General features: G+C 75.0%; 27 protein-coding genes. 10 read left to right on the forward strand and 17 right to left on the reverse strand.

The genetic code is table 11. The features are described 5' to 3' along the window. Positions 1 to 3: 3 nt before the first annotated feature. Entirely contained in the window at positions 4 to 834 is an 831-nt protein-coding gene (locus ACI78Q_RS05560) for a tyrosine-protein phosphatase (protein WP_456922325.1), read from the reverse strand. Then, positions 831 to 1757, reverse strand: coding sequence for a 3-methyladenine DNA glycosylase (locus ACI78Q_RS05565; RefSeq protein ID WP_456922326.1), 927 nt, complete (start codon positions 1755 to 1757; stop codon positions 831 to 833). Before ACI78Q_RS05565 ends, ACI78Q_RS05560 begins: the two co-directional genes overlap by 4 nt. Before the next feature lie 67 nt (positions 1758 to 1824). Here ACI78Q_RS05565 and ACI78Q_RS05570 point away from each other — a divergent pair, with 67 nt between their 5' ends. Continuing rightward, positions 1825 to 1989, forward strand: a complete 165-nt coding sequence (locus ACI78Q_RS05570; protein WP_456922327.1) for a hypothetical protein — start codon at positions 1825 to 1827, stop codon at positions 1987 to 1989. 16 nt (positions 1990 to 2005) lie between these two features. On the opposite strand, the gene ACI78Q_RS05575 is transcribed toward ACI78Q_RS05570, so the two are convergent. Continuing rightward, positions 2006 to 2761: a 3-hydroxybutyrate dehydrogenase gene (locus ACI78Q_RS05575; protein ID WP_456922328.1), complete on the reverse strand. Its 756-nt coding sequence runs from the start codon at positions 2759 to 2761 to the stop codon at positions 2006 to 2008. Positions 2762 to 2856: 95 nt separating this feature from the next. On the opposite strand from ACI78Q_RS05575, the gene ACI78Q_RS05580 reads away from it, so the two are divergent. Continuing rightward, the gene (locus ACI78Q_RS05580; protein WP_456922329.1) at positions 2857 to 4230 is read left to right on the forward strand and encodes an MFS transporter; all 1374 of its coding nucleotides are present in this window, start codon (positions 2857 to 2859) and stop codon (positions 4228 to 4230) included. Between the two features lie 60 nt (positions 4231 to 4290). Here ACI78Q_RS05580 and ACI78Q_RS05585 read toward each other — a convergent pair whose 3' ends face one another. From ACI78Q_RS05585 to ACI78Q_RS05595, 3 genes are all read right to left on the reverse strand, one after another. Next, the gene (locus ACI78Q_RS05585) at positions 4291 to 4482 is read right to left on the reverse strand and encodes a hypothetical protein (RefSeq protein ID WP_456922330.1); all 192 of its coding nucleotides are present in this window, start codon (positions 4480 to 4482) and stop codon (positions 4291 to 4293) included. Positions 4483 to 4506: 24 nt separating this feature from the next. Next, positions 4507 to 4722: a hypothetical protein gene (locus ACI78Q_RS05590; protein WP_456922331.1), complete on the reverse strand. Its 216-nt coding sequence runs from the start codon at positions 4720 to 4722 to the stop codon at positions 4507 to 4509. Positions 4723 to 4895: 173 nt separating this feature from the next. Continuing rightward, positions 4896 to 6734 carry an acyl-CoA dehydrogenase gene (locus tag ACI78Q_RS05595; protein ID WP_456922332.1) on the reverse strand — a complete coding sequence of 613 codons (1839 nt, stop codon included), beginning with the start codon at positions 6732 to 6734 and terminating at the stop codon, positions 4896 to 4898. A gap of 179 nt (positions 6735 to 6913) precedes the next feature. Between ACI78Q_RS05595 and ACI78Q_RS05600 the strand changes: the two genes are divergently transcribed. Further along, positions 6914 to 7516 (forward strand): DUF1326 domain-containing protein, encoded by a 603-nt coding sequence (locus ACI78Q_RS05600; RefSeq protein ID WP_456922333.1) that lies wholly within the window; start codon positions 6914 to 6916, stop codon positions 7514 to 7516. Between the two features lie 4 nt (positions 7517 to 7520). After that, the gene (locus ACI78Q_RS05605) at positions 7521 to 8348 is read left to right on the forward strand and encodes a DUF2182 domain-containing protein (RefSeq protein WP_456922334.1); all 828 of its coding nucleotides are present in this window, start codon (positions 7521 to 7523) and stop codon (positions 8346 to 8348) included. 10 nt (positions 8349 to 8358) lie between these two features. On the opposite strand, the gene ACI78Q_RS05610 is transcribed toward ACI78Q_RS05605, so the two are convergent. Together ACI78Q_RS05610 and ACI78Q_RS05615 are read right to left on the reverse strand one after the other, a co-directional pair. Continuing rightward, positions 8359 to 8730: a lipopolysaccharide assembly protein LapA domain-containing protein gene (locus ACI78Q_RS05610; RefSeq protein WP_456922335.1), complete on the reverse strand. Its 372-nt coding sequence runs from the start codon at positions 8728 to 8730 to the stop codon at positions 8359 to 8361. A gap of 33 nt (positions 8731 to 8763) precedes the next feature. Beyond that, positions 8764 to 8928, reverse strand: a complete 165-nt coding sequence (locus ACI78Q_RS05615) for a hypothetical protein (RefSeq protein WP_456922514.1) — start codon at positions 8926 to 8928, stop codon at positions 8764 to 8766. 211 nt (positions 8929 to 9139) lie between these two features. On the opposite strand from ACI78Q_RS05615, the gene ACI78Q_RS05620 reads away from it, so the two are divergent. Together ACI78Q_RS05620 and ACI78Q_RS05625 are read left to right on the forward strand one after the other, a co-directional pair. Then, positions 9140 to 9340: a hypothetical protein gene (locus ACI78Q_RS05620; RefSeq protein ID WP_456922336.1), complete on the forward strand. Its 201-nt coding sequence runs from the start codon at positions 9140 to 9142 to the stop codon at positions 9338 to 9340. A 2-nt stretch (positions 9341 to 9342) separates the two neighbouring features. Further along, entirely contained in the window at positions 9343 to 10737 is a 1395-nt protein-coding gene (locus ACI78Q_RS05625; protein ID WP_456922337.1) for an amidase, read from the forward strand. 95 nt (positions 10738 to 10832) lie between these two features. Here the strand turns inward: ACI78Q_RS05625 and ACI78Q_RS05630 are convergent, their stop codons facing one another. The 7 genes from ACI78Q_RS05630 to ACI78Q_RS05660 all read right to left on the reverse strand — a co-directional run bounded on the left by ACI78Q_RS05630 (position 10833) and on the right by ACI78Q_RS05660 (position 15095). Further along, on the reverse strand, positions 10833 to 11258 hold the full coding sequence (locus tag ACI78Q_RS05630; RefSeq protein ID WP_456922338.1) for a hypothetical protein: 426 nt from the start codon (positions 11256 to 11258) through the stop codon (positions 10833 to 10835). Between the two features lie 57 nt (positions 11259 to 11315). Further along, positions 11316 to 11942, reverse strand: a complete 627-nt coding sequence (locus ACI78Q_RS05635) for a TetR/AcrR family transcriptional regulator (protein ID WP_456922339.1) — start codon at positions 11940 to 11942, stop codon at positions 11316 to 11318. Between the two features lie 172 nt (positions 11943 to 12114). Further along, positions 12115 to 12255, reverse strand: coding sequence for a hypothetical protein (locus ACI78Q_RS05640; RefSeq protein ID WP_456922340.1), 141 nt, complete (start codon positions 12253 to 12255; stop codon positions 12115 to 12117). Positions 12256 to 12330: 75 nt separating this feature from the next. Continuing rightward, on the reverse strand, positions 12331 to 13371 hold the full coding sequence (locus ACI78Q_RS05645) for a TIGR03617 family F420-dependent LLM class oxidoreductase (protein ID WP_456922341.1): 1041 nt from the start codon (positions 13369 to 13371) through the stop codon (positions 12331 to 12333). A 42-nt stretch (positions 13372 to 13413) separates the two neighbouring features. Next, a complete protein-coding gene (locus ACI78Q_RS05650; protein ID WP_456922342.1) occupies positions 13414 to 13560 on the reverse strand; it encodes a hypothetical protein in 147 nt (48 codons plus the stop codon). Positions 13561 to 13621: 61 nt separating this feature from the next. Then, a complete protein-coding gene (locus ACI78Q_RS05655; protein ID WP_456922343.1) occupies positions 13622 to 14548 on the reverse strand; it encodes a ribokinase in 927 nt (308 codons plus the stop codon). Positions 14549 to 14597: 49 nt separating this feature from the next. After that, entirely contained in the window at positions 14598 to 15095 is a 498-nt protein-coding gene (locus tag ACI78Q_RS05660; protein ID WP_456922344.1) for a DUF6328 family protein, read from the reverse strand. Between the two features lie 122 nt (positions 15096 to 15217). On the opposite strand from ACI78Q_RS05660, the gene ACI78Q_RS05665 reads away from it, so the two are divergent. From ACI78Q_RS05665 to ACI78Q_RS05675, 3 genes are all read left to right on the forward strand, one after another. Further along, the gene (locus tag ACI78Q_RS05665; RefSeq protein ID WP_456922345.1) at positions 15218 to 15919 is read left to right on the forward strand and encodes a methyltransferase domain-containing protein; all 702 of its coding nucleotides are present in this window, start codon (positions 15218 to 15220) and stop codon (positions 15917 to 15919) included. 144 nt (positions 15920 to 16063) lie between these two features. Next, positions 16064 to 17092, forward strand: a complete 1029-nt coding sequence (locus tag ACI78Q_RS05670; RefSeq protein WP_456922346.1) for a type III polyketide synthase — start codon at positions 16064 to 16066, stop codon at positions 17090 to 17092. Between the two features lie 80 nt (positions 17093 to 17172). Continuing rightward, positions 17173 to 17832, forward strand: coding sequence for a response regulator (locus ACI78Q_RS05675; protein WP_456922347.1), 660 nt, complete (start codon positions 17173 to 17175; stop codon positions 17830 to 17832). Positions 17833 to 17847: 15 nt separating this feature from the next. Here ACI78Q_RS05675 and ACI78Q_RS05680 read toward each other — a convergent pair whose 3' ends face one another. Further along, the gene (locus ACI78Q_RS05680; protein WP_456922348.1) at positions 17848 to 19506 is read right to left on the reverse strand and encodes a GAF domain-containing protein; all 1659 of its coding nucleotides are present in this window, start codon (positions 19504 to 19506) and stop codon (positions 17848 to 17850) included. 59 nt (positions 19507 to 19565) lie between these two features. Further along, the gene (locus tag ACI78Q_RS05685; RefSeq protein ID WP_456922349.1) at positions 19566 to 20150 is read right to left on the reverse strand and encodes a universal stress protein; all 585 of its coding nucleotides are present in this window, start codon (positions 20148 to 20150) and stop codon (positions 19566 to 19568) included. 181 nt (positions 20151 to 20331) lie between these two features. Here ACI78Q_RS05685 and ACI78Q_RS05690 point away from each other — a divergent pair, with 181 nt between their 5' ends. Beyond that, positions 20332 to 20760 carry a VOC family protein gene (locus tag ACI78Q_RS05690; RefSeq protein ID WP_456922350.1) on the forward strand — a complete coding sequence of 143 codons (429 nt, stop codon included), beginning with the start codon at positions 20332 to 20334 and terminating at the stop codon, positions 20758 to 20760. The last annotated feature ends 9 nt before the right edge of the window (positions 20761 to 20769 follow it).

Below are 20769 nucleotides of genomic sequence, written 5' to 3' on the forward strand. Positions count from 1 at the left end.
GCCCTACGACCGCAGCCGGGCGCGCAGCGCCGCCTGCTCCTCCGGCCCGAAGCCGTGCTCGGTGAGCCAGCCCAGCGGGCCGCCGTGCCGGTCGTCGAGCAGGGACAGCAGCCGGTCCATCGTCTCCGCCCGCGGCGTGTGGACGGCGACGTCGCGGCGGGTCATGTCCTCCGCGTACGTGGGCGAGGCGGCCAGCTTGGCGACGAGGGCGTCGATCACCTCGGCGGTCAGCGCGTAGTCGGCCACGATCTCCTCGTGGGGGACGCCGGCCGCGGCCAGCGCGAACATCGACACGACGCCGGTGCGGTCCTTTCCCGCCGCGCAGTGCACCACGGCGGCGCCCCCGGTGCCCGCGGCGAGCGCGCGCAGCGCACCCAGCACGTTCTCCGGCCGGTGGGCCAGGTAGCCGAGGTAGGAGCGCACCGCCGGCGGCTCGTCCGCGTCGTGCTCGGCGACCTGGCGCGGCAGGAGCGACTCCGCCCAGTCCGCGGGGAGGTCGGGCACCTCGGCCTCCTCCACCGCGAAGACGTCAGTGTGGTGCCCACGCTCGGGCAGCAGGGTGAAGTGCCGGTGGGTGACGCCCGGCAGCGCGCGCAGCGGGCCGCGGCCCTCGAGCAGCACCTCGGCGGTGGTGCGCAGGTCGATGACCTCGGTCAGCCGCACCTGGTCGACCAGCCGGCGGACGTCGGCGTCGCTCAGCGTCTGCAGGTTGTCGCTGCGCAGCACCCGCCCGGGCAGTGTCGTCCCGCCGTCGTGCGTGGGCAGGCCGCCGAGGTCGCGGGTGTTCGTCGTCCCGTCGAGCCGCAGCCAGCGGTCGGTGCGCGTGGTGGTCACCTCCCGACGGTACGACCCGCCGGGGACGCCGCGGCGACACCGCCGGGGACGGCGAGCAACGCCCCGGTGACGCCCAGCAGCCGCTCGCGGAGGACCGCGCCGCGACGGGCGAACCCGCGCTGGGCGGCCGCGTACTCCGCCCGCCCCTCCGGCGTCTCGATGCGGACCGGCGCGCGCCCGTAGCCGCGCAGGTCGTAGGGGGAGGCGCGCATGTCCAGCTCGCGCACGTCCCGGGCCAGCTCGAAGCAGTCCAGCAGCAGCTCGCCGGGGACGGCGGGACCCAGCTTGGCGGCCCACTTGTACAGGTCCATGTTCGCGTGCAGGCACCCCGGCTGCTCCAGCTCCGGCTGGGTCGCGCGGGTGGGTGTGAGCTGGTTGAGGCCCACCGCCGCGGGGGTGAAGAAGCGGAAGGCGTCGAAGTGGGTGCACCGCACCGGGTGCGCCTCCACCACGGCGTCCGTGCCGGCCTGGCCCAGCCGCAGCGGCAGCGGGTGCCGGTGCTGCTCCTGCCGGTAGACCATCGCCCACTCGTGCAGCCCGAAGCAGCCGGAGTGGGCCGGCCGCGAGGCGGTGGCGGCCAGCAGCCGGTGCACGAAGCCGACGGTGTCCCCGCGGTCGGCCAGGAACGCCGTCCCGTCGAGGGTGGCGGCCCCGTCGTCGTCGGTGCGGTACCAGCGCCACGCCGCGTGCGGAGCGGGGACGCCGTCCGACGGCCCCAGGGTGGTGCCGGCGCCGGGGTGCCAGCGGCGCAGCACCGACGGGCGGGTGCCGTAGTACTCGTAGAGGAAGTCCTCCACCGCGTGCCGCTGGCCGGTCACCCGGCGGGCGCGGTGGCCGGCGGTCAGCGCGTCGGCCCGCTCCGCGTGCACCCGGGCCCGCTCCTGCCAGACCTCGGGGGGCAGGTGGACGGGCTCGGGGCGCACCCGTCCAGGGTAGGCGGGGAGCCCTTCGCCCCTGTCCGGCTCCCGCGGCCACGCCGACCCTCGACCCATGGCGACCAAGCCACTCCGCTGCCGGTTCGGCTTCCACGCCTACGTCCGCCGGCACCCGCCGGGGGAACGCGCCGAGGGGCCCGACCACCAGGTGTGTCGGTCGTGCGGGCGGCAGCGGCACCTGACGACCGAGGGCGTCCCGCCCGGCTTCGTCGGCGGGTGACCCGGCGCGCCCCTCGTCAGTGGGCGCTCCACCCGCCGTCCATGACCAGCGAGCTGCCGGTGACCGAGGCGGCCGCGGGGGAGCACAGGTAGGCGACCGCCTCGGCCACCTCCGCCGGCTCGATGAGCCGCTTCACCGCGGCCGGGGCGAGCATCACCTGCTCCACCACCTCGTCCTCGCTCAGCCCGTGTGCCTTCGCCTGGTCGGCGATCTGCCCCTCCACCAGCGGCGTCCGGACGTAGGCGGGGTTCACGCAGTTGGAGGTGACCCCGTGCGGGGCGCCCTCCAGCGCGATGACCTTCGACAGCCCCTCCAGGCCGTGCTTGGCGGTGACGTACGCGCTCTTGTACGCCGAGGCCCGCAACCCGTGGATCGAGCTGACGTTCACGATCCGGCCCCAGCCGCGGCCGTACATGTGCGGGAGCGCGCCGCGGACCAGCCGGAACGGCGCCTCGAGCATCAGCCGGATGATCAGCGAGAACCGGTCGACGGGGAACTCGTGCAGCGGGGCGACGTGCTGCAGCCCCGCGTTGTTGACCAGGACGTCGACGTCCAGGTCGAGGGAGTCGATGCCGTCCAGGTCGGTCAGGTCCGCGGCCAGCGCGGTGCCGCCGACCGTCGCGGCCACGTCCTTCGCCGCCTGGGCGTCCCGGTCCAGCACGACGACGGACGCCCCTGCCGCGGCCAGTCGTTCCACGCAGGCGCGGCCGATGCCCGACGCCCCTCCCGTGACCAGTGCCCGTCGTCCCGCCAGCGTGCCCGTCGCCTCCATGACCGTCACCGTGGCACAGCCTCGGATGGTGGGCCACGTCACGGGGCCCTAGCGTCGATCCCGACCGTTCCGGAACTGCACGACGAGGAGACCGCATGTCCGCGCCCGCGCAGTCCGCCGCACCCTCGGGCTCGAACTTCGCCCGGGTGGTCGGTGCGAGCATCATCGGCACGACCGTCGAGTGGTACGACTTCTTCCTCTACGGCTCGGCCGCCGCGCTCGTCTTCGGCCCGCTCTTCTTCCCGGAGCAGGACGACTTCGTCGGCGTCCTCGCCGCGTTCGCGACCTACGCCGTCGGCTTCTTCGCCCGGCCCGTGGGTGCGCTCGTCTTCGGCCACTTCGGCGACCGGCTCGGCCGCAAGAAGTTGCTGGTGATCTCGCTGATGATGATGGGCGGGGCCACCTTCTGCATCGGCCTGCTGCCCACCTACGGCTCCGTCGGCGTGCTGGCGCCGGTGCTGCTCATCGCGCTGCGGCTGGTCCAGGGCTTCGCCCTCGGCGGCGAGTGGGGCGGCGCGGTCCTCATCGTCTCCGAGCACGGGAAACCCGAGAACCGCGGCTTCTGGGCCTCCTGGCCGCAGGCCGGCGCACCGGCGGGCAACCTGCTGGCCACCGGCGTCCTCGCGCTGCTGGCCACCTTCCAGTCCGACGAGGCGTTCGAGGCCTGGGGCTGGCGGATCCCGTTCCTGCTCTCCGCAGTGCTGATCCTGGTCGGCCTGTGGGTGCGGCTGACGGTGAGCGAGTCGCCGGTCTTCCTCGAGGCCCAGCGGGAGGCCGAGGCCAAGGCCGCCGCGAGCGGGGTGGCCGAGAAGGCGCCGATCGTCACCGTGCTCACCCGGTACAAGCGCGAGGTGCTCACCGCCATGGGGGCACGGATCGCCGAGAACGTCTCGTTCTACCTGCTGACCGCCTTCAGCCTCACCTACCTGACCAACGTCGAGGGGATGGACTCCTCCTTCGCCCTCAACGCGGTGCTCATCGCCTCGGCCGTGCACCTGGTGACCATCCCGCTGTGGGGGGCGCTGTCGGACCGGATCGGCCGCAAGCCGGTCTACCTCTTCGGCGCCCTGGGCGTCGGGGTGTGGGCGTTCGCCTTCTTCGGCCTGCTCGACACCGGCGACTTCTTCCTCGCCGTCGTCGCGATCACCGTCGGGCTGCTGTTCCACGGCGCCATGTACGGGCCGCAGGCGGCGTTCTTCTCGGAGCTGTTCGGCACCAAGGCGCGCTACACCGGCGTCTCGATCGGCGCGCAGCTCGCTTCCCTGGTGGCCGGCGCTCCGGCTCCGCTGATCGCCTTGGCCCTGCTGGGCAGCTTCGACGACCCGAACGAGTTCGCCGTGGCGCTGTACATCGTCGCCTGCGCGGTCGTCACGCTGCTCGCCGTCGCCACCTACGGCGAGACGGGCCGGCGCGACCTCGCCGCGGACAAGGCCGTCGTCGTGAAGGACCGCTCCGGCACGTCGGTCTGACGACGCGGGCCGGGCCGGCACGCCGCCACGGCGGCGCGCCGGCCCGGGTGAGCCGGCGGCTCAGGACGCCGCGTTGCCCGGCCGGGCCGTGGTGTCGTCGCGCTGGGCCTCCTCGTCGGTGGTCAGCGTGGTGTCCTGCGCGCCGCCGTCGGGGCGGTCCTCGCCGGGGACGCCGTCGACGAGGTTGCCGCTGCTCGGGCCGTCGGAGATGTCGTCGCCCTCGTGGTAGCCGGTCGGGTCGGGTGCGCTCATGCTGTTCCTCCTGGTGGTCGTGGCTCAGACGCTGCCGCCGGGCCCGCCGCGCTCGGCGCGCGCCGGGTCGCTGTCGGCCTTGGCGGGCAGGTCGTCGGGCTGCGCGGCGTCGCGTTCCACCGCCTCCTCGCGGGTGAGGGGCACGTCGTCGAAACCGGACCCGGTGCTGCTGTTGTCCCCTGTGCCCGACGCGGTCGGGACGTCCTGCTGGATCCGGTCGCTGCCCTGTGGGTCGCTCACGGTGGCCTCCTGTGCGACGGCGGTGTCACCCGGAGCCTTGCCCGTCGCCGAGCACCCGAAAACGACCGGCGGCCGCCGTCCGGGGGGACGACGGCCGCCGGGACGCGGGCAGCGGCTCAGCGCAGGCCTGGACGGCACCTGGCCGCGGTGTCGTCCGGAGGACGACGAAGTGCTCAGAACGCGGCCTCGTCGACCTCCATGAGGGCGTTGTCGGTCTGCTCGACGACGACCCGGTCCGAGGCCAGCCGGGGCAGCACCTGGCTGCAGAAGAACCGGGCGGCGGCGAGCTTGCCCTCGTAGAAGTGCCTGTCCTTCTCGCCCACCTCGCCGGCGAGGGCGGTCAGCGCCACCTCGGCCTGGCGGACCAGGAGCCAGGCGGTGACCAGGTCGCCGGTGGCCAGGAGCAGGCGGGAGGTGTTCTGGCCGATCTTGTAGAGGTTGGTGACGTCCTGCTGGGCGGCGGTCAGGTGGCCGAACATCGCCGTGAGCATCGACTGGACCTCGCCGAGGGCGGCGCCCAGCAGCGCCCGCTCCTCCTTGAGCCGGTCGTCGCCGGCCTCGACCGTGGCCTTGATCTGCGTGGCGAGCCAGGTGAGCGCGACGCCGCCGTCCTTCACGATCTTGCGGAAGAAGAAGTCCTGACCCTGGATCGCGGTGGTGCCCTCGTAGAGCGTGTCGATCTTGGAGTCGCGGATGTACTGCTCGATCGGGTAGTCCTGCAGGAAGCCCGAGCCGCCCAGGGTCTGCAGCGACTCGGCGGTGAGCAGCTGGGTGGCCCGCTCGGAGCCGAAGCCCTTCACCACCGGCAGCAGCAGGTCGTTGACCCGCGCGGCCAGGGTGGCGGCCTCGCTGCCGTCGGTGCCCGCCGCCTCGGCCTCGGTCACCTGGTCGCGGAAGCTGGCGGCGTACAGGTACAGCGCACGCATGCCCTCCGCGTAGGACTTCTGCAGCATCAGCGAGCGGCGGACGTCGGGGTGGTGGGTGATGGTGACCCGGGGTGCGTCCTTCGACGTCGCGGTCAGGTCGGCGCCCTGGACGCGGGTCTTCGCGTAGTCGAGGGCCACCTGGTAGCCGGCCGACAGGGTGGCGATCGCCTTGGTGCCGACGAACATCCGGGCGTACTCGATGACCTTGAACATCTGCGCGATGCCGTCGTGCACGTCGCCGACGAGCCAGCCCTTCGCCGGCACCGGGCCGTCGCCGAAGGTGACCTCGCAGGTGGTGGACACCTTGAGGCCCATCTTCTTCTCGACGTTGGTCACGTAGGCGCCGTTGCGCTCCCCGAGCTCGCCGGTCGCGAGGTCCACGTGGAACTTGGGGACGACGAACAGCGACAGGCCCTTGGTGCCCGGCCCGGCGCCCTCGGGGCGGGCCAGCACCAGGTGGACGATGTTGTCCGACAGGTCGTGCTCGGCGGAGGTGATGAACCGCTTCACGCCGGTGAGGTGCCAGGAGCCGTCGGGCTGCTGCACCGCCCTGGTGCGGCCGGCGCCGACGTCGGAGCCGGCGTCGGGCTCGGTGAGCACCATCGTGGCGCCCCAGCCCCGGTCGATCATGAGGCGGGCCAGCTGCTTCTGGTCCTCGGTGCCCAGGTCGAACAGCGTCTGGGCGAAGGCCGGGCCGGAGCCGTACATGAACACCGCGGGGTTGGCGCCGAGGACCATCTCGAAGGCGCCCCAGGTCAGGGCGGCGGGGGCGCCGAAGCCACCGAGCTCCTCGGAGAGGTCCAGGCGGTACCACTCGCCGGCGTGCAGGGCCTGGACCGAGTGCTTGAACGACTGGGGCAGGGTCACGGAGTGCGTCGCCGGGTCGAAGACGGGCGGGTTGCGGTCGGCGTCGGCGAAGGAGGCCGCGATCGGGCCCTCGGCCAGCCGGCGGATCTCGGCGAGGACGCCGCGCGCGGTCTCGGCGTCCATCTGCTCGAACGGGCCGGTGCCGAACCGCTCCTTGGTGTCGAGGAACTCGAAGAGGTTGAACTCGAGGTCCCGCAGGTTCGCGGTGTAGTGGCCCATGTGTCGTGCTCCCGTGTCCGTGACCGACGGGTTCGTACCCGCGGGTAACAAACGGTATTACCGGCCGGTAACCGGAGCAAGCAACTCCACCCGGAGGGTGCCCGCGGGCCGCTCACGAGGTGGTTGACCCCCCTCTCTGGGCGGCTGGACACTGGCCGCCTCATGGAGGGGGACCTGCCATGGCATGGAGCCTGAAGGGCAGCTACGCCGAGACCTGCTCCTGCGAGCTGATGTGCCCCTGCAACCTCTCGTTCGACCACGGGGCCACGTACGACTACTGCCGGGCGACGCTCGGCTTCGACATCCGCGAGGGCGAGGTCGACGGCACCGACGTCCGGGGCCGCAGGGTGGTGCTGATCATCGACACCCCCAAGGTCATGACCGACGGCAACTGGCGGCTCGGGATGTTCGTCGACGACCAGGCCAGCGACGAGCAGTTCGACGAGCTGGTCAAGGTCTTCGGGGGTCAGCTCGGTGGCCCGATGGCGGCGATGGCCCCGCTCGTGGGCGAGGTCGTCGGTGTCGAGCGGGCGGCGATCGAGATGCGCGACGACGGTCTGCTGCACAGCGTGCGTGTCGGGGACGCGATCGACTTCGAGATCGAGGACATCGTCCCCTTCGGGTCCGAGGACGGGCGCCCGGTCCGCTTCGACGGCGCATTCCACCCGGTCGCGTCGAACCTGGTGGCGGCAGAGGCGCGGCGGTCACGCATCGATGCCTTCGGCATCTCGTACGAGGGCAAGACCGGCCTGTCCACCGCCGAGTTCTCCTGGTCCGCCTGATCCGATGAGCGTCGAGGCGCGAGAACGCCTTCCCGGCGACGGCCTCGCGCCCGCCTTCGCCGCCGTCCGCGCCCGGGTCGGGCTCGTCGCCGTGCTGTTCGCCCTCGCCGGCGTCGGCTGGTGGTGGACGGTCCGGCAGATGCGGGGCATGGACGACGGGCCCTGGACCGGTCTGGGGACGCTGGGCTGGTTCCTCGGGGTCTGGGTCGTGATGATGGCCGCGATGATGTTCCCGTCGGTCGCACCGACCGTCGCCCTGTACTCGCGCATGACCCGGCAGCGGTCCCCGCTCTCGCCCCTGCTGTTCACGGCGGGCTACCTGCTCACGTGGGCCACCGCCGGCCTGGTGGCGTTCGGGCTCCTGACCGCCCTGGACCGGTTCCTGGGCGACGTGCTCGCGTTCGACCGCGCGGGCCGGTGGGTCGCGGGCGCCACGCTCGTCGTCGCGGCCGTCTACGAGCTGACCCCGCTGAAGGACGTCTGCCTCGGGAAGTGCCGGAGCCCGCTCGGCTTCGTGCTCGGCTCGTGGCGGGAGGGGCGGTCGGGAGCGCTCCGCATGGGCGCGAAGAACGGCGCCTGGTGCGTCGGCTGCTGCTGGGCGCTGATGGCCTCGCTGTTCGCCCTGGGGGTCATGAGCGTCGTGTGGATGGCGGTGGTCGCCGGCCTGATCGCGATCGAGAAGACCCTGCCGTGGCGCCGGACGGCGACCTACGGGACGGCGGCCCTGCTGCTCGCCCTCGGCGTGCTGGTGCTCGCCGCCCCCGACGTGGTCCCGGCCCTCACCGTGCCCGGCGGCGACATGGCCGGCGAGATGCCGGCCATGGGCTCCTGACGCCGGCCGGTCAGCGGTTGCGCCGCCGGGCGCGCAGCACGAGGCTGCTCAGCCACCCCACCAGCCCGCCGAGGACGGCGGCGAGGAGCAGCGCCACGACCAGCGGGGCGTCGACGTTGCCGAAGACGAGGCTCACGTCGACGGTCTGGGTGTTGAAGACGACGAACAGCACCAGGATGACGGTGACGAACAGCAGGAGGGCCAGCGCCAGCGTGCGCCCGATGGTCCGGCCGGTGCTGCGCGCGGGCGTCGAGCGGCCGGCAGCGGCGGGCGCCGGGGAGCCGCCCGCCGCGCCGGTGGTCCCGGAGCTGGTGCCCGGCGTGCCGGCACCGGCCCCGGTCGAGGTGGCCAGGGGGTCGACGGGGGAACCGGGGAACGTCACGCCGAGGAGTCTGCCGCCGTCCCCCGGTGTACGTCACCGCCCGGCGTCGGGCTCGCTCTCCGCCGGGGGGTAGCTCGGGCCGGCGGCCCCGGAGGCGGAGCCCTCGCTGCCGCCCTGGGACTCCGGGTCGGCCGGCGGGGCGACCTCCGCGCCGAGGGGCTGGGCGTCGCGGTCCTCGGAGGGCTCGGGCATCGTCACGCCCCGAGTCTCCGGCGGCGACAGCCGGACGGCGACCGCAGCGGTGGGCCGGCGCTGCGCACTGCCGGTCCACCTCGTGCACTGCGGGTGGTGCAACCGGCAACGCACGGGGAACGCCGGCGGTGCGGCCGACGACGTCACAGGTAGGCAGGGTCCGGGGCGCGCGGGGCGGCAGACTGCTGGGACGATCCCTCGAGCCCGGGAGCTGCCCGTGACACCCACCCCGCGTTCCTTCTCCGCCGAGGCGACGGCGCACGCCGCCCGCGGCGCCCGCCTCGACCTCGCCGCCGACCGGCACGAGGCGGTCGGCGCCGTCCTGGGCGAGATGTACGCCCTCATCGACCGGCTGGACGACGTCCCGCTGGGGGAGACCCCGCCGGCCACCGCCTTCGACGCCCGCTGGGAGGCCTGACCGTGCAGCCCTGCGAGCTGTCGCTGACCGCCGCGGCCGGGGAGATCGAGGCCGGCCGGCTGTCCCCGGTGGAGCTCACCGACTCGGTGCTCGACCGCATCGAGGCCACCGAGCCCGCGATCAACGCGTTCGCCCACGTCTGCGCGGACCTCGCGCGGGACCAGGCGCGGACCGCCGAGAAGGAGATCGCCGCCGGCGGCTACCGCGGGCCGCTCCACGGCATCCCGCTGGGCGTCAAGGACCTCTACGACACCGCCGGCATCCCGTCGACGTCGAGCTCGAAGGTGCGCGAGGGCCACGTGCCCCACACCGACGCCGTCGCCGTCCAGCGGCTGCTCGGGGCCGGGATGGTCATGGTCGGCAAGACCCACACGCACGAGTTCGCCTACGGCGGGCGCACCCACACCACCCGGAACCCGTGGGACACCACCCGCATCCCCGGCGGGTCCAGCGGCGGCTCCGGAGCTGCGGTCGCCGCAGGCTCCTGCCTGGTCGGCATGGGCACCGACACGGCCGGCTCGATCCGCATCCCGGCGAACCTGTGCGGCACGGTGGGGCTCAAGCCGACCTACGGGCGGACGTCGCGGCGCGGGGTGGCCTCCCTGTCGTGGTCGCTGGACCACGTCGGCCCGCTCACCCGCAACGTCCGGGACGCCGCCCTGGTGCTCGACGCCATCGCCGGGCACGACCCGCTGGACCCGGCCTCGGTCGACGTACCGGTGCCCGGCTACGCGGCCGGCACCACCGGCGACGTGCGGGGCCTGCGGATCGGCGTGCCCGCCAACTACTTCTTCGACCACGTGCAGCCGGACGTCGAGGCCTCGGTGCGGGCGGCGGTCGAGGTGCTGGAGGGCCTGGGGGCCGAGGTCCGCGAGGTGACCATCCCGTACCCGGACCAGGTGCTGGCCGCGGAGTGGGGCATCGTGCTCCCCGAGGCCGCCGCCTACCACCAGGAGGCGCTGCGCACGAAGGCCGAGCTCTACCGCCCGGAGACCCGCATGCAGCTCGAGGTGGGCGAGCTGGTGCTGGCCACCGACTACATCAAGGCGCTGCGGGTGCGCACGCTGATCCAGCGGGCCTGGGCCGAGCTGTTCCGCGACGTCGACGTCGTCGTCGCCCCGGTGCAGCCCTTCCCCGCCCCGCTGGTCGACCAGATGGACGTGACCTGGGCCGACGGCACCACTGAGGCCGTCGACCTGGCGATGGTGCGGCTCACCTCCCCGGCCAACCTCACCGGCCTGCCCACGATCGCGCTGCCGACCGGGTTCGACGCCGCCGGACTGCCCCTGGGCATGCAGCTCACGGGGCGGCCCTTCGACGAGCTCACGCTGCTCGACGTCGGCACCGCCTACGAGGCGGCCACCGACGTCGTCGGCCGGATCGCACCGCTGCCGTAGCCGGCCCGGCGGCCGGCGCCGCGACGCAACTCCGGGGGAGAGGCGGTCTCCCTGCGGGTCGGGACGACGACTTCCCCGGAGTTGCGCGGGTCCCGCTACTCGTCGAGGGAGGGGCCGGCCTCGTGGTGCGGGTGGCCGTGCGTGCGCTCGCGCTGCTTCATGCGGGCCTCGTAGACGTGCCGGTCGCCGCCGGCCAGCTCGGTGCGGGCCCGCTCGTCGAAGTCCCGGAAGACCGACCAGTAGGTGGCGTCGTAGTCCTCGACGATCTGGAACGTCCAGCGGTCGGCGATGACGTTGCGGCCGACGAGGTCACGGTCGAGGTCGTTGGCCAGCTGCGTGTGGCCGGCCTTGCGGAACAGCTCGACGGCGTCCTGCAGGAGCAGGTCCGCCTTGCCCGAGTGCTGGTGGAAGCCGTAGAGCTGGCCGCGGGCCTGCTCGATGGTCTCCAGGGCCTCGGACAACTTGCCGAGGCCCTCCACCGTGGTGTCGTCGAGGTCGGGCCGGCTGCGGTCGGTGCTCACCGGCCCATCCTGCGGTGCCCCGCGCGGGTGGGCGACCGCGCCGGCGACCGCGGCGGCTCAGCGGGCGGCGATGGCGGCGTCGATGAGCCGCTCGGCGAGGGCGCGGCCGTGCGAAGCGGGGCCGTCGGGGCCCAGCAGCCCGCCGGAGAGGTACATGCCGTCGATGATCAGGTGGACCTGCGCGGCGAGGTCGTCCCCGGCACCGGGCACCAGCTGGTCGGCGAGGCGCTCCAGGCGCCCGTGCAGCTCGAACTTGTAGTCGGCGGCGGCGCTGCGCGCGGGGTGCTGGGGATCGTCGTACTCGCTGCTCACGTTGGTGAACGGGCACCCGCGGAAGCCGGCGCGGGTCACGTCCCGCTCGACGGTGTCGACCACCGACAGCAGCGCGGCCCGCGGGTCGCCGTCCAGGCGCACGAGCTCGGCGTCGATGGAGGCGAGCACGGTGGCCGCCTTGCGGGCCAGGTAGGCCCCGACGAGGTCGTCCTTGCTCTTGAAGAGCCGGTACACCGTCATCTTGCCCAGCCCGGTCTCGCGGACCAGCTCGTCCATGCCCACGCTGCGGGAGCTGCGGGTCGCGAACAGCCGCTCAGCGGTGTCCAGGACGATGGCCTGCCGCTCGGCCCGGCTCCGGCGGACGGGAACCGAGACGTCGTCGGCGGCGAGGGGGAGGGCGGCTGCGGTCACGTCGGGGATGCTGCCCCAGCCCGTGACGGATCAGTTCGCGGCACGCCGGGATCCGGCGCCGGTTGGTCGCAGTGAGTGACGAGAGACGCCCGGGCTGGCCGGGACCCCGGGGATCGGTGGGACGCGTGTGACGATCAGTGACCGTCGAGCGACCGACCGATCCCCGTTCGGGTCAGGCCCGGCGCACCCGGCGGGGGTTGGCCAGCATCCGCGCCACGGGGACGGCGGAGGCCTGCTGGGCCTGCGACTCGTCGGCCTGGCGCTCGGCCGGGGTCTCGTCAACTACTCGCATGTCGCGCTGCGTGTCCTCCATGGCACCCAGCGTCCCCCCAATCCGGGCGGAGGAAACAGACCCGAAACGGTGAGTTGAAGCCGAAACGATGAGAGATCAGTCACTCCCCGTGTCCGCCGGGCCTCCCTGCAGCGCCGCGACCAGGGAGTCCCAGACCCCGCGTGGGGCCGGCGCGACCGTGTTGACGCTGAACCGGTCCACCAGGCCGTCGTACCGCTCGCGCACCCGCGCCCCGACGTCCGCGGGGTCGGCGACCACGGCGAACGCGCCCAGCACCTCGTCGTCGACCAGGTCGCGCATCGCCGTCCACCGGTCCTCCCGGCGCCCGACCGACAGCGAGTGCAGCTCGTCGGCGAGGTCCTCCCACCCGTGCAGCTCCAGCACCGGCCGGTAGGCCGGGGTGCTGCCGTAGAACGCGATCTGGGCCCGGACGGCGGCGGCCGCGGCCTCCCGCTCCGTCGCGGTGTCCCCGGTGACGACGAACCCCGGCAGGCCCACGCTGACGTCGGTACGCGCCCGGCCCGACGCCGTCAGCCCCTCGCCCAGCGCCGGCAGCGTGCGCTCGCGCAGGTAGCGGGCGGTCGTGAACGGGTGCGCGAACAGGCCGTCGGCGACCTCACCGGCCAGCCGGGTCATCCCCGGCCCGACCGCGGCCAGGTGCACCGGCGGCCCGCCCCACTCGTGCGGCTCCGGGCTGAACACCGGCGTCATGAGGGTGTGCGTGTAGTGCTCGCCCCGGAACCGGAGCGGGGTGCCCTCCTGCCACGCGGTCCAGATGGCCCGCAGCGCGGCCACGTACTCGCGCATCCGGGGCACCGGCGTGCTCCACGGCATCGAGAACCGCCGCTCCACGTGCGCACGCACCTGCGTCCCCAGGCCCAGCACGAAGCGGCCGCGGGTGTACCGCTGGAGGTCGTGCGCGGTGGCGGCCACCGTCATCGGGGAGCGGGCGAAGGCGACCGCGATCGCCGTCCCGACCTGCAGCCGGGTGGTCGCCCGGCCCGCGACCAGCAGCGGGAGGAAGGGGTCGTGGTCGGTTTCCGAGGTCCAGACGCCGGCGCAGCCGCGCGCCTCCAGCTCGCGCGCGACCCCGGGCACCGCGTTGAGGTCGGCGGGCAGGGTGGCGTCGAGCAGCACGGCCCCGCAGCCTGCCGCACCGGCCACCCCGCCCGCCAGCGCTCAGGGGGTGTCCGCGCCCTCCTCGGGCCGGTCCTGGCCCTCGGCGGGCTCCGACGGGTGCGGCGTGCGGCCGTCGGTCGACTCCTCGCCGGGCGGGTCGCCCTCGGCGCGCTCGGCGGAGCGGGGCGGGCGGTCCGGATCGGTCATCGTCGTCCTCCTCGGTCGGGGCTCTCCCGTTCGGCGGGCCTGTGCCCGGGGACCCGGCCGCTCAACCCCGCAGCGGCGCCGCCGGCGGCAGCCGGGGGCGCAGCCGGGCGACGGCCGCGGCGTCGGGCAGCGCGCCCCGGGCGCCGGCACCGGTGGTGGACAGCGCGGCGGCGGTGACCGCGAGGGCGACCGCCTCGGCCGGGGCCGCGCCGTCGGCCAGCGCGATGCCGAGCGCGCCGCAGAAGCAGTCCCCGGCGCCCGTGGTGTCGACCGGCTCGACCGGCGGCGGGGCCTGCAGCAGCGCCGGCCCGTCCGCGGGCACGAGCAGCGCGCCGCGCGCGCCGAGGGTGACCACGACCGTGCCCGCCCCGAGGGCGCGGGCGAGGTCGGCGAGCTCGGCCGGGTCGCGCTCGCCGGGTGCCGCGCCGGCCAGTGCGACCAGCTCGTGCTCGTTCGGCACGAGCACGTCGACGCGCGCGAGCAGCTCCGCCGGGAGCGGCTGGGGCGGAGCCGGGGTGAGGACGACGGTGCCGCCGGCGACGGCCGCAGCGGCCGCCACGGTGGCCAGCGGCACCTCCAGCTGGAGCAGGACCACCCGCGCCCGCCGCACCGGGTCGACGTCGACGTCCTCCGGGCGCAGCTCGGCGTTGGCCCCGGGGACGACGACGATGAGGTTCTCCCCGCTGCCCTCCTCGACCGGGATCGTCGCGGTGCCGGTGGGCGCCTCCGGCGTCCGCTGCACGTGCCCGGCGTCGACGCCGGCCGCGGTGAGCGCCGCCAGCTGCCGCTCCCCGGCGGGGTCGGCGCCGACCCGGCCCACCATGACCACCCCGGTGCCGAGCCGGCCCGCGGCCGCCGCCTGGTTGGCGCCCTTCCCCCCGGGCGCGAGCGCGGTGCCGGAGCCGATGACGGTCTCGCCCCGCCCGGGCAGGCGGCCGACGCGGACGAGCACGTCCTCGTTGAGGCTCCCGACGACGGTCACCGACACGCGTGCACCTCCAGGAGCGGGACGGGAGGTCAGCTCTACCAGACCCGCCTCACCCGGCCGCCGACCGGCGGTGGCGCAGGGGGAGGGCGTACCAGGACACCGCTCCCACCACGACGACGAACGCGCACCCGACGACCGCCGGCCAGCGGCCCAGCACCACGTCGAGCACCAGCAGGACGGCGCTGGTGATGCCGAGGAAGAGCAGCCCCAGCCCCAGGAGCAGCGCACGGTCGGCGAAGGCGACCAGCTCGGCCTTGCGTCGCTGACGGAAGAGCGTGCGGTGGAACGACACCGGGGCGATGAGCACGAGGATCGCGGTCGCCGTGCTGAGCAGCGTGATCGTGTAGACCGTGGTGCCGAACGGGTCCTCGTCGTCGAAGCGGGCCATGAACGGCAGGGTCAGCAGGAACGCGAACAGCACCTGCACGCCGGTGATCGCGACCCGCAGCTCCTGGAGCAGCTCGCCCAGGTTGCGGTCGAGCACCTGCTCCGGCGTCTGGCCGCGCAGCTGCGCGGCCCCGGCCACGTCGGTCCGCTCCCGCGACACGGCCGACCTCTTCCACGCCACGCCGCTGCGGTACCGCGCGGGGACCCACTCGACACCCCGGACCTGCGGTGCCGGGCGACGAACTGGGGACACGATCCGCTCGAGGGCCGTTGAATGCCCGCATGAGCGGTCTGCCCCGCAACGACCCCCGCCAGTACGACGAGCTCGCCGACGAGTGGTGGGACTCCTCGGGCGGGTTCGCCGCGCTGCACTGGCTGGCCGAGTCGCGCGCCGAGCACATCCCACCCGCCGCGGCACCGGGCGCGGTGCTGGTCGACCTGGCGTGCGGCGGAGGCCTCATGGCGCCGCACGCGGCCCGGCTGGGCTACCGGCACGTGGGGGTCGACCTCGGCCGGCCGGGGCTGGAGCTGGCGCGGGCGCACGGCGTCCTGGCGGTGCAGGGCTCGGTGCACGCCGTCCCGCTCGGGAACGGGTGCGCCGACGTCGTCGTCGCCGGGGAGATTCTCGAGCACGTCGAGGACGACGTCGGCGTGCTCGCCGAGTGCGCCCGGCTGCTGCGCCCCGGCGGCACCCTGGTGATCGACGCGCTGGCGGCGACCCGCCTGGGGCGGTTCCTCATGGTGACCGTCGCCGAGCGGCTGCCTGGTGGCCCGCCGCCGGGCCTGCACGACCCGGCGCTGTTCGTCGACCGCCGCCGGTTGCTGGCCGCGGCGGACCGGCTGGGCCTGGACCTGCGGCTGGTCGGTCTGCGCCCCTCGGTGCGGGAGGCGGTCGGCTGGCGGCTGGGCCGGCGCCGGTCGGTCCGGATGAAGCCGATCCGCTCCACCGCGGTCGTCTTCGCCGGTTACGGGCGCAAGCGCTGATGCGGCGGCAGCCCCTGCTCGGCCGTACCGTCTCCGCATGACGCCGAGCCCGTGCGCCTGCGGAGCGGCACCCGCAGCCGAGCCGTCCAGCAGCCCCGTGGACGCCTCTCCGTCGCGGCCCGGCAACGCCGGCGAGGTGGCCCGGTGAGCGCCGCCGTGGTCACCGGCGCCGGAGCCGCCCTCCCCACCACGATCGACCAGGACGCGGTCTGGGACGGCTTCTTCGCCGAGCACTACGCCGGGCTGCGCGCGGCCCGGCGGATCTTCAGCTCCTCGGGCGTGCGCCGCCGGCACGCGGTGGCCAACCCGCTGGACGAGGACCTCAGCAGCTGGGGCACCGGCGCCCGCATGCAGCGCTACGTGGAGGAGGCGCTCCCACTCGGCAAGCAGGCCGTGGCCGGTGCCCTGGACGCCGCCGGGCTGCCGCCGGGCGAGGTCGGGCTGTTCGCGGTCGCCACCTGCACCGGGTACGCCACGCCCGGCCTGGACATCCGCCTCGCCGGCGACCTGGGCATGCCCGCGGGCCTGCAGCGGCTGCTCGTGGGCCACATGGGTTGCTACGCGGCGATCCCGGGGCTGGCCGCCGTCGCGGACTTCGTGACGGCCCGGTCCCGCCCGGCGGTGCTGCTGTGCTGCGAGCTCACCAGCCTGCACGTGCAGCCGGCCCAGGCCGACCTCGAGCAGGTCGTCGCGCACGCGCTGTTCTCCGACGCCGCGGCCGCGGTCGTCGTCCAGCCCGGGGCCCGGCGCGGGCGCCGCCTGGCCGGCATCGTCGCGCGCACCGACGCCTCCACCGCCGACCACATGACCTGGGACGTCACCGACCTCGGGTTCCGCATGGGGCTGTCGCCGCGGGTGCCCGAGGTGCTGGCCCGCCACGTCGGGGACGTCGTCGACGAGCTGCTCACCGCCGCGGGGCTGCGGGCGGAGGACGTCGCCGGGTGGGCGGTGCACCCGGGTGGACCGCGCATCCTGGACGTCGTCCGCGACGAGCTCGGCCTGGCCGAGGTCCAGCTCGCGGCCTCCCGGCGGGTGCTGGCCGAGCACGGCAACTGCTCCTCGGCCACCGTCCTGCTCGTGCTCGACGAGCTCGGGGACGTCGACGGCCCGGTGGTCGCCATGGCGTTCGGGCCGGGGCTGACCCTGTACGCCGCCCTGCTGCTGCCGGCCTGACACGGTGTGCATGCGGCGTGCCGACGGTCGTCGCGCCCCCTAGGCTCTGTGCGCTGGCTCACACCGGAGGGGGCGGCCGCATGGGGGAGGAACCCACCGAGGTGCGCGTCTTCCTCGTCGACGACCACGAGGTCGTCCGGCGAGGGGTGGCCGAACTGCTGGAGGAGGATCCGGCGATCCGGGTGGTGGGCGAGGCCGGCTCGGTCGCCGAGGCCCTCGCGCGGGTGCCCGCCGTGCGGCCGGACGTCACCGTGGTCGACATGCGGCTGCCCGACGGCGACGGCGCCGAGGTGTGCCGGCTGCTGCGCGACCGCGTCCCCGACCAGCGCTGCCTGGTGCTGACCAGCTACTCCGACGACGACGCGGTCGCCGCCGCGGTGGCCGCCGGGGCGGCCGGTTACCTGCTCAAGCAGGTGCGCGGCTCGGCGCTGGTGTCCGCGGTCCGCACCGTCGCCTCCGGCGGCACGCTGTTCGACCAGGACCCCGCGGTGGCGGTGGCCGCCCGCAGCCGGCCGGTGGAGCGCGACCGCCGGCTGGCGGTGCTGACCGAGCAGGAGCGCACGGTGCTGCGGCTGATCGGGGAGGGCCTGACCAACCGGCAGATCGGCGAGCGGATGGGCCTGGCGGAGAAGACGGTCAAGAACTACACCAGCCACCTGCTGGCAAAGCTGGGCCTGGAGCGCCGCACCCAGGCCGCCATCCTCGCCACGGAGCTGCGCGACCGCCCCGGCGGCAGCTGAGCGCCGGGCGGCCGCTCAGCGCTGCGGCGGCAGCGGCACCGTCCAGCGGAACTCCGTCCCCGACGGGCCGGTCGAGGTCGTCAGGCGGCCCCCGTGCCGCTCGGCGCGGTCGGCGACGTTGGTCAGGCCGCTGCGCACGGTGACCGGCGGCAGCCCGATGCCGTTGTCGGTGACCACGACCCGCACGTCCGACTCCACGCTCACCAGCACCATCACCCGGGTCGCCCGCGCGTGCTTGACCACGTTGGTCACCAGCTCACGGACGACGGCGACGACGTCGGGCACCAGGCTCCCCGGCAGCTCGTCGAGGCCACGGAGGCGGACGTCGGGCCGCAGCCCGTGCCCGCCGGTGATGGAGCGGACGACGTCGGCCAGGCGGGTGCGGACGGCGTCCGGCGAGTCGTCCTCCGGCTGGTGCAGCTCGAAGATCGCCGAGCGGATGCGGGCGATCGTCCCGTCCAGCTCGTCGACCCGCTCCGCCAGCCGGGCGGCCGCCTCCGGGTGGTCGGTCTGCAGGGACCGGCTGATCCGGTCCAGCGCGAGGCCCGTCGCGAAGATCCGCTGGACGACGTGGTCGTGCAGGTCCCGGGCGATCCGGTCGCGGTCGGCCTCGACCTGCAGCCGGCGCTCCCGCTGCTGGCTGCGGGCCAGCTGCAGGGCGACGGCCGCCTGGGCGGCGAAGGCCGAGGCGAGCTCCAGGGTGTCGGGCTCGAACGGCATGCCGCCCTTGCGTCGCATCGCGACCACCGTGCCCAGGGGCGGGCGCCCGCCCAGCGGGATGAACAGCGTGGGGCCGTAGTCGACGGCGATCTCTCCCAGCACCGGTGCCCGCCGCCCGCCGGGCGCCGCGGCGCTCACGTCGGAGATGAGACGGGGGACGCCGGACCGGTGCGCGGCGCCCAGCTGCGTATCGGCCAGGGGCAGCCGCACGCCCTCCAGGTCCTCGCTCTCCAGGCCGAAGGCGGAGACGACGATCAGGACGTCCTCGTCGTCCGGGCTGGGCGCCAGGACCCCGGCGACGTCGGCGGAGGCCAGGGCGGCGACCCGCTCGGCGATGGCGTGGAGCACGGTGTCGGGGTCGGCCCCGGAGAGCAGGGCGGTGGCGATGCTGCTGCCGGCCTGGGCCCACGCCCGCCGGTGCTCGGCCCGCTCCACCAGCAGGGCGTTCTCGATGGCCAGCCCGGCCGTCGCGGCCAGCGCCAGGGCGGCCCGTTCGTCGGCGTCGGTGAAGGGGCCCCCGGGGCGCTTCTCGGTCAGGTAGAGGACGGCGAACGCCCGGCCCGCCGCGCGGATCGGCAACGCCAGGAAGGTGTGCATCGGCGGGTGGCCGGGCGGGAAGCCGACCGCCTCCGGGTGGACGGTGAGGTCCTCGAGCCGCAGCGGGTCCGAGGCGCCGATCATCACCCCGAGCACGCCCTCGCCCGTGGGTAGTCGGCCGATCCGCTCCCGGTCCGCGGCGTCCATGCCGACGACGACGAACCGCTCGAAGCCGGTGCCGGCGCGGTCGACCACGCCGAGGGCGCCGTAGGCGGCCTGCACGCGCTCGATCGCCGCGCTCACGACTCCGCGCAGCGTCGACTCGACGTGGTCGCTCGTCGCGGCCGCGCGTACACCGGCCGCGAGCACCGGGACGGGGCCCCGGTCGTCGGGACCCTCGGGGTCGGGCGGGGTCACGGCCCGGCCGGCGAGGGTCTCGGAGGAGGGAGTGTCACTCCGGGGATGGGTGCCGCCGGTCACGCTCCGCGGGCCAGGCGCCGGGAGTGCGGGCGGGGGACCGCGTGGCGCAGCAGCGACTTGCCGTGCGCGCTGACGACGACGAGGTCGGCGCCGCGGGCCGCGCTGGTGAGGGCGTCGAACACCGGGCGCTCCAGCACCGCGGTGCGGGTCCGCCCGACTACGCCGGTCTCGGCGATCGCCCGCAGCACCACCGCCTCCAGGCGTTCGAGGGCGGGCGACGGGTCGCGGCGGCCCAGGCCGGCCAGCGGGTCGGGGTCGGCCTCCTCCAGGACGCTGACCGCCACCACCGTGGCCTCCCGGCGGGCGGCCTCCCGCAGCGCCCACACCAGCGCGCCGTAGCCGGCGGCCGAGCCGTCGACGTCGACCACCAGCCACGGGTTCTGCCGTCGTGGCAGCAGCGGGGTCAGCCGCGTGGGCTCGACGGCCGGACTCGCGGTGTCGGGCTGCTCCGGCACGGTGCCAGTCGGCATCTCGTCGTCTCCCAGTGCGCGCAGGGCGCCGTCGTCCGACCGCCGGTCGGCCGCACGGGCCACCGTGTCCGGCTCCTCCGGCTCGCTGCTGAACCGGTGCGCGTCGGTCATGCCGGGCATGGTGTCCGGCGGGCGCAGCCCCGCGGCAGGGCCCAAGGACCCGGTGTCCGCCGGGAGGAGGAGTGCCGACACCGTTCCGGATCCCGATCGCGCGTGCCACTGCGGACAGTGATCGGCCAGGTACGGATCCGGAGGGATGTCGGGGCGGGTGCCGTCGCGGCAGGGTGGGGGCGTGCAGCCGCGCCTGACCCTCGTGACCCTCGGCGTCACCGACCTCGACGCGTCCCGCCGCTTCTACGTCGACGGCCTGGGGTGGCGGCCGGTGCTCGATGCCGGCGAGTCGTTCTTCATCCAGGTGGGGGCGGGGCTGCTCCTGGCCCTCTACGACCGCGAGCTGCTCGCCCGGGACGCCGGCACCGCGCGCGGCCCCGTGCCGCCACCCCCGATCGCGCTGGCGCACAACGTCGGCAGCGAGGCGGAGGTGGACCGGGTCGTGGCCGAGATGGCCGCGGCCGGCGGGGAGGTCGTGGCCGCACCGGCGCGGGCGTCGTGGGGCGGGTACACCGCCCACGTCGCCGACCCCGACGGCTTCCGCTGGGAGATCGCGCACAACCCCGGGCTGGTCGTCGACCCCGACGGGACGGTGCGGTTCACCGGGTGAGCCCGCGAG

The sequence above is a fragment of the Geodermatophilus sp. SYSU D00705 genome (genome assembly GCF_054050135.1).